Below are 7,293 nucleotides of genomic sequence, written 5' to 3'. Positions count from 1 at the left end.
CGCCGCTGACCAAGATCGAGGCTTGTCGCGGACTGGCGGCCGAGATCGTTCTGGCGGGCAACAACCTCGAGGAAGCGAAGCTGGTGGCCGAACGCCTGGGCGGCGAACGTGGACTCGAGTTCGTGCACCCTTACGACGACTGGGAGATCATCGCCGGCCAGGCGAGCGTCGGGCTGGAGATCATGGAGACCCTGCCGGCCGCCAGTCTGGTCGTGGTGCCGCTCGGCGGCGGCGGTCTGATTTCCGGGGTGGCGCTGGCCATCAAGCTGAAGTATCCGGCGGTGCACATTGTCGGCGTGCAGACCGAGACGGTTGCCCCGTTCCGCCGCTTTCTCGACGACGGCAGCCTTGAAGCCGTCGCGCCGTCGGCGCACACCATCGCCGACGGGATCAAGGTCAAGGCGCCGGGGGTATTGACCCGGCGAGTGATCGCCCGGCATGTCGATGCGATTGTCACGGTCGACGACAACGCCATCGCCGAGGCGATGGTCTGCCTGCTCGAGCGTACCCGCACCATCGGTGAGGGTGCCGGAGTCGTTGCGCTGGCGGCGCTGCTCAAGGGCAAGCTGCTGCCGCGGCCGGACGATTGCGTGGTGCTGTTGATCAGTGGCGGCAACGCCGACATGACGCTGGTCGGCCGTTCGATCGATTACGGCCTGGCCTCGAGTGGCCGCCTGATGAGCCTGGCGGTGACCATTCCGGATTCACCCGGGCGGCTGGCGGGGTTGCTCGGTGTGGTCGCCGAGCATGGGATGAATGTCCGTCATGTCGAGCACCGGCGCGGTGAACTGCACGTCGCGGTGGGCATGACCGAGATCATCCTGCAGATCGAAACGCGTGATCTGGCGCATCAACAGGAACTGATCGAGCATTTTGCGGCCCAGGGGCTGGCTGCCCGCAACCTGCTGGCGAGCCGTTAGCCGGCCGGACGCACGGTGCGCGTGCGCTCCCGGCGCCATTCGGACCGGCCGGCGACTGCTCCGGCGGCCCGCCGCCCGTCCGGTCGACAAGGCCGCGGTGCGGTCGGCGCGTTGCCAATGCCGTTGCTTTGCCGTTACATTGACGAGTGGTTCGAACACTGCTGGTGGGGGGAGCCAGGCATGGAGAACAGCGGGCGGTTTGTTGGTCGCCGGGTTGTCCGGCGGTGGGCGGCGATGATCGCTTTCCTCGGCCTGGCGATCTTGCCGGGTTGCACGACGCAATCGGAACCGATCATCGTCGGCTTCATCGGCGGCAGCTCGGGGCGGGTAGCCGACCTCGGCATTGCCGGTCGCGATGCCGTCCAGTTGGCGGTCGAGCAGCGCAACCAGGCGGGTGGCGTCGCCGGACGCAAGGTGAAGCTGCTGATCCGGGATGACCAGCAGAATCCGGAAGTGGCGCAGCGGGTGATGCGCGAACTGATCGAGCAAGGTGCCGTTGCCATCGTCGGTCCGATGACCAGTGCCATGGCCATGGTTACCGTGCCGATCGCCAACGAAGCGAAGGTCTTGCTGGTGAGCCCCACGGTGTCCACCGAACAGCTCAGTGGTCGCGATGACCACTTCTTTCGCGTCGGTTCGTCCAACCATGCCAATGCGCGACGGGTGGCGCAATATGTTCTGCAGCAGTCCGGGCGGCAGCGCCTGGTGGCTGCTTATGATCTGGGCAATATGGCCTACAGCGAGAGCTGGCTGGCCGGTTTTAGTGCCGCTTATGTCAATGGTGGCGGCGAAATGCTCCCGGCCATCGGCTTCAGGTCGGGCGGCGATGCGTCCTTATGGCAACTCGCCCGGGAACTTCTGGCCAGCAAGCCCGACGGGCTACTGATCGTCGCCAACTCGGTGGACACGGCTTTGCTGTGCCAGCAACTGCGCAAGCTGGGCAGCCGCCTGCCGATAGTTGCGGCCGAATGGGCGGCGACCGAGCGTCTGCTCGAGCTCGGCGGCAAGGCCGTGGAAGGTCTGCTGGTCGGGCAGAACTTCGACCGCAGCAGCACCGCACCGCGCTACCAGGCCTTGCGCGAGGTTTATCTGGAGCGCTTCCATCGCGAACCGGGGTTTGGCGGAGTGCTTGCCTACGACGCTGCCAATGTGCTGCTGGATGCGCTGTCGCAGCGCCAGGGCACGCAAAGCGTCAAGGAAGCCGTGCTGAAGGTGCGCCGCTTCACGGGAGCCCAGGCGCCGATCGTGTTCGATGACTTCGGCGACGTGAACCAGGGTGTCGTCATGACGGTGGTGCGCGATGGCCGTCTGGTGGTCCTCGAGTAGCGCCGTGGAGCCCCGGCCTCTCTGGCGATGGTTGGGCTGGCGCTTCACGCTGGCCGGTGTCCTGCCGTTGCTGCTGGTGGCTGCGCTGCTCATGTGGGTGATGTTGCCGCAGGTGATGGCGGACATCGAAGCCCGTCACCAGGCGCTGGCCCGGGCCATAGCGGGTCAGGTCGAGGAGTACCTGCGCAGCGCCGGGCGTGAATTGTCGGCCGTGGCCGAGTATCTCGAGCAACCGGGTGATCAACCGGCGAGCGTACGCCTGCGGCCAATCCTCGATGCGCATGCGGGCGTTGGCGAGGTGTTTGCGGCGATCTACGTCGCGGCGGCAGACGATGCGGTCTACGCCGTGGGTCTGCCGTCGGGGATGCGCGGCCAGCGCGACGATCTGCTCGAGGTCGACCTCTCTCGCTGGCCGATTCTGCGTCAGGCGCGCGAGCGGCAGGCGCCGGTCTGGTCGGAGGTCTTCCTGTCGGCGGTCAGTGCCCGGCTGGCGGTCAGCCTGGCGATCCCGGTCGCCGATCAGGTGCTGATCGGTGAAGTGGCGATCGATGGTTTGTCCGGCTTTCTTGGCCGATTGCCGACCGAGGCGGGAATGTTGACCATGGTCCTCGATCGCCGCGGTCAGATCATTGCCCATTCGCAGAGTAGCCTCGGTGGTCAGCAGCTCAGCCTCGGGCACCTGCCGATCGTCGACGAAGCCTTGCGCGGACGCTTCGCGCGCCATGATCTCGAACTCGACGGCGAGGCATTCGTCGCCACACTGGTCACCGTGCCACAACCGGGCTGGACGGTGCTGGTCGCTCAGCCGCGACACGATGCCTTGCGACCCTTCCGGTCGACCCTCTGGGCGCTGGCTGTCGACGTGCTGGCCGCCCTGCTGCTGGCGAGCGGCGCAACCCTGATCCTGGCGCGCCGCTTCGCGCAACGCATCGGCCGCTACACCGAGCAGGCCCATGCCATCGCCGAGGGTGATTACGCGCAACCGTGGCCAGCACTCAAGATCCGCGAACTCGACCGCCTGGCCGACGAACTCGACCGCATGTCACAGGCCATTCGTCAGCGCGAGGGGGCTTTGCGGGCCAGCGAGGTGCGTTTCCGGGATCTCTCGGCGCTGGCCTCGGACTGGTTCTGGGAACAGGACGAGCAGTTCCGCTTTACCTACTTTTCCTTTGGCGGAGCGATGTCCGCGCTCGAACGCGTCGGGATCGGCCACCGGCAGTTGATTGGCAGGACGCGCTGGGAGTTGCCGGTCAACCTGAGCCCGGAGGCGTGGCGGGCGCACCGGACGGCGCTCGAGGCGCATCAGCCGTTTCGCGACTTCGAATACCCGATCACCACGGATTCAGGGGGGGTACGCTGGTTCAGCGTCAATGGCCAGCCACTGTTCGACGACAGCGGTCGTTTCACCGGTTACCGCGGCACGGCGCGCGACATCACCCGCCGCAAGCTGGCCGATGAGGCGCTGCGGCAGGCCAACCTGGTGGTGGAGAACAGCCCGGCGATCCTGTTTCGCTGGCGTGCGGAGGAGGGCTGGCCGACGGTCTTCGTTTCCGACAACGTCACCCAGCTCGGCTACACGGCCGGGGAGTTGCGCGACGGGTCGATTCGTTTCGCATCGCTGATTCATCCCGACGATCTCGGACGGGTGGCCAACGAAGTACAGCGTCACAGCGAACAGGGCAGTGATCACTTCGGGCAGGAATACCGGATCGTCACCCGCGACGGGTCGCTCCGCTGGGTCGATGACCGGACTGCGGTCGAGCGGAATGCGGCGGGTCAGATTACCCACTATCAGGGTATCGTGATCGACATCAGCGAGCGCAAGCGGGCCGAAGAGGCGCTGCGCCGGGTCAACCGGCAACTGCGCATGATCAGCGACTGCAACCAGGCGCTGATCCGGGCTGACGACGAAATCGGGCTGCTGCGCACCGTTTGTGCGATCGTCGTCGAAAGCGGCGGCTACCGGATGGCCAGGGTGGCCTATGCCGAGCACGCCAGCGCGCAGACCCTGCAACTGATGGCGCATGCCGGGGACGAGCCGGGCTGGCTCGACGCCTGGTGCAGCAACTGGACGGACGGTGTCAGCGAGGGCGATGCCAGTGCGACGGTGATTCGCACCGGCCGACCCTGCCTGGTCCACGACATGGCGAGCCAGCCATTCACGGCAGACTGGCGCCGACGGGCGGTCGAGGGCGGTTATGTCGCCGAATGCGCCCTCCCGCTGCAGATCGGCGAACAGACGCTGGGTGCCTTGAGCATTCTTGCCGCGACCAAGGATGCCTTCGACAGCGACGAGGTCGTCCTGCTGAGCGAACTGGCCGGTGATCTGGCTTTCGGCATTACGGTGCTGCGCACCCGGAAGCAGCGCGACCAGGCCGATGCGGCACTGCGCGAGAGCGAATTCCTGTTGCGCCGCGCGCAACAGGTGGGCGACCTGGGTTCCTACTATTTCGACACGCGTTCGGGCAACTGGATCAGCTCGGAGAAGCTCGACCAGATCCTCGGCATCGACGACTCCTATGCGAAGACACTGGCGGCCTGGCTCGAGCTGGTTCATCCGCTCGACCGAGCGGAAATGTTGCAGCATCTGAACGATCATGTGCTGGCCGGCGGCCAGCGCTTTGATCGCCAGTACCGCATCATCCGGCGCGTCGACGGTGAGGAGCGCTGGGTGCATGGGCTGGGCGAGCTGGAGTTCGATCAAGACGGGGTGGCGATCAAGATGATCGGCACGATCCAGGACATCACCGCCAGCCTGCGGGCCGAGCAGGCTCTGCAGGAGAGCGAGGCACGCTACCGCCTGCTGTTCGACAGCAACCCTCACCCGATGTGGGTGTACGATCTGGAGACCCTGGCCTTCCTGACGGTCAACGATGCGGCAATCGACAGTTACGGCTACTCGCGGGCCGAATTTCTCAACATGACCCTGCTCGATCTCGGCATCGACGAGGGGACGCCCTTGCTCGAGGAAGACGTCATCGCGGTCGAAGAACGGGGTGACTATAACGGGTTCTGGAGGCACCGGCGCAGGGATGGCAGCATGCTCGACGTCGAGATCATCGCCCACGCCGTGTCCTTCGAGGGGCGGCCGGCGGAACTGGTGCTGGCCAACGACATCACCGAGCGCCGGCGCTCCGAACAGGCCTTGCTGGCCAGCGAGCTGAAGTACCGCGAACTCGTCGAGAACGCCAACAGCATCATCCTGCGCTGGAATCCGGCCGGCGAGATCACCTTCATCAACGAATTCGGGCTGCGCTTCTTCGGCTATGCGGAAGCAGAACTGCTCGGCCGGCAGATGGTCGGAACCATCGTTCCACGCGCAGCAAGCAGCACGGGAAGCGATCTGCGTCCGCTGATGGAGCGTATCTGCCTGCATCCCGACGAGTTCGCGCACAACATCAACGAGAACATGCGGCGTAACGGCGAGCGGGTCTGGGTGTCGTGGACCAACAAGGCCGTGTTCGACGACTGGGGGCAGGTGGTCGAGGTGTTCAGCGTCGGTTCCGACGTTACCGAGCAGAAACGTGCGCAGGCAGCCGCCCGGGAGAGCGAGGAACGCTTTGCCAAGGCATTCAATGCCAGCCCGGCGCCCCTGGCCATCAGCGTCATCGAGAACGGTCGCTTCCTCGACGTCAACGAGCAGATGCTGCGCATGTTGTGCTATCGGCGCGCAGAAATGATCGGCCATAGCGCGCCCGAGCTGGGCATCTGGGCCGATCCCGGCGCCCGCCAACGGATGGTCGCGCGACTGCACGCCGAAGGCTCCTGCCGGGAGTTGCCGACGCGCTTCCGCACCCGGACGGGCGACGTGCGCGAGGCGCTCTATTCCGGAGAAATCATTCGCCTGGGCGAGGAGGATGTGCTGCTGTCGCTGATCATCGACGTTACCGAGCGCCGGCGTGCCGAGCAGGAACTGCAGCGGCATCGCGAACATCTCGAGGAACTGGTGAACGACCGCACCAGCGAGTTGCGGCAGGCGATGACGCAACTGGTACAGACGGAAAAGCTGGCTGCCATGGGCAACCTGGTGGCCGGGGTGGCGCACGAACTGAACACGCCGCTCGGCAACAGTCGGGTCGTCGCCAGCCTGCTCGGCGAGGAGATGCGCGCGTTTGCCAGCGCCGCCCGATCCGGCAGTCTGCGACGCTCGCAACTGGACAGTTTCCTGACGCGCGGCGGTGAAGCGGTCGAACTGCTGGAGCGCAACAGCGCGCGCGCGGCCGACCTGATCGGCCACTTCACGCAGGTCGCGGTGGACCAGAGCAGCGCTCGCCGGCGCTCGTTCGATCTTCGCCAGACCTGTGAGGAGATGCTGAGCACCTTGCGTCTGAGCTTCAAGCACAGCCAGCACCAGATCGAATTGGACATACCGTTCGGCCTGCAGATGGACAGCTACCCGGGGCCGCTCGAACAGGTGATCGGTAACCTGGTGAGCAACTCGGTGACACACGGCTTCGCCGGCTTCGCGCCGGGCCGGATCCTGCTGCAGGCGGCGACGAGCGGTGATCACCGGGTGCTCTTGCGCTACTCGGACGACGGAGTCGGCATGCCGACGGCGATTCTGCGGCGTGTCTTCGAGCCGTTTTTCACCACCCGCCTGGGACAGGGGGGCAGCGGCCTGGGTCTGTACCTGGTCTACAATCTGGTCAGCGGCGTACTGGGTGGCAGCATCGAGGTCGACAGCGCACCGGGTGAGGGCACCCGTTTTACCCTGAACCTGCCACGCTGCGCGCCGCAACGGGGCACCGCAGGCTGATGCGCAGAACCGTCGGTCGTCACACGTCGGCAGGATCCGGCGTGCGGCGCGGCGGCGCTGGCCGGGCAGTGTCCCGCACCTGGCCTGCCTCCTCCCGTCGCCGATCGACAGGGCTCCGGTTGTGGCTGGCACGCTCCCGGGTCCGCCTGACAACGCTCCGGCTGTGGCTGGCACGCTCCCGGGTTCGCCTGACAGCGCTCCGGCCGCGGCTGGCACGCTCCCGGGTTCGCCTGACAGCGCTCCGGCTGTGGCTGGCACGCTCCCGGGTCCGCCTGACAGCGCTCCGGCTGC

At 66.3% G+C, this 7,293-nt stretch carries 3 protein-coding genes; all 3 read left to right on the top strand.

Features of this window, described 5'->3' with window-relative positions; all coding sequences use genetic code 11:
• Positions 1-920 (top strand): pyridoxal-phosphate dependent enzyme (locus tag JNK99_RS09705; RefSeq protein WP_291852037.1); only part of this gene is annotated, 920 nt, incomplete at its 5' end.
• A 180-nt stretch (positions 921-1,100) separates the two neighbouring features.
• Complete coding sequence (locus JNK99_RS09700) at positions 1,101-2,246, top strand: ABC transporter substrate-binding protein (RefSeq protein ID WP_291852034.1); 1,146 nt, start codon at positions 1,101-1,103, stop codon at positions 2,244-2,246.
• 4 nt (positions 2,247-2,250) lie between these two features.
• Positions 2,251-7,002, top strand: coding sequence for a PAS domain S-box protein (locus JNK99_RS09695; protein WP_291852031.1), 4,752 nt, complete (start codon positions 2,251-2,253; stop codon positions 7,000-7,002).
• The last annotated feature ends 291 nt before the right edge of the window (positions 7,003-7,293 follow it).

Source organism: Accumulibacter sp. (genome assembly GCF_016789985.1).
GTDB lineage: Bacteria > Pseudomonadota > Gammaproteobacteria > Burkholderiales > Rhodocyclaceae > Accumulibacter.
Note: the sequence above shows the minus strand (reverse complement) of the source record. Positions and strands in the feature narration are given on the sequence as shown.

Coding starts and splice junctions, on each gene's coding strand:
- JNK99_RS09700 (WP_291852034.1), top strand. CDS start 1,101: ATGGAGAACAGCGGGCGGTTTGTTGGTCGCCGGGTTGTCCGGCGGTGG.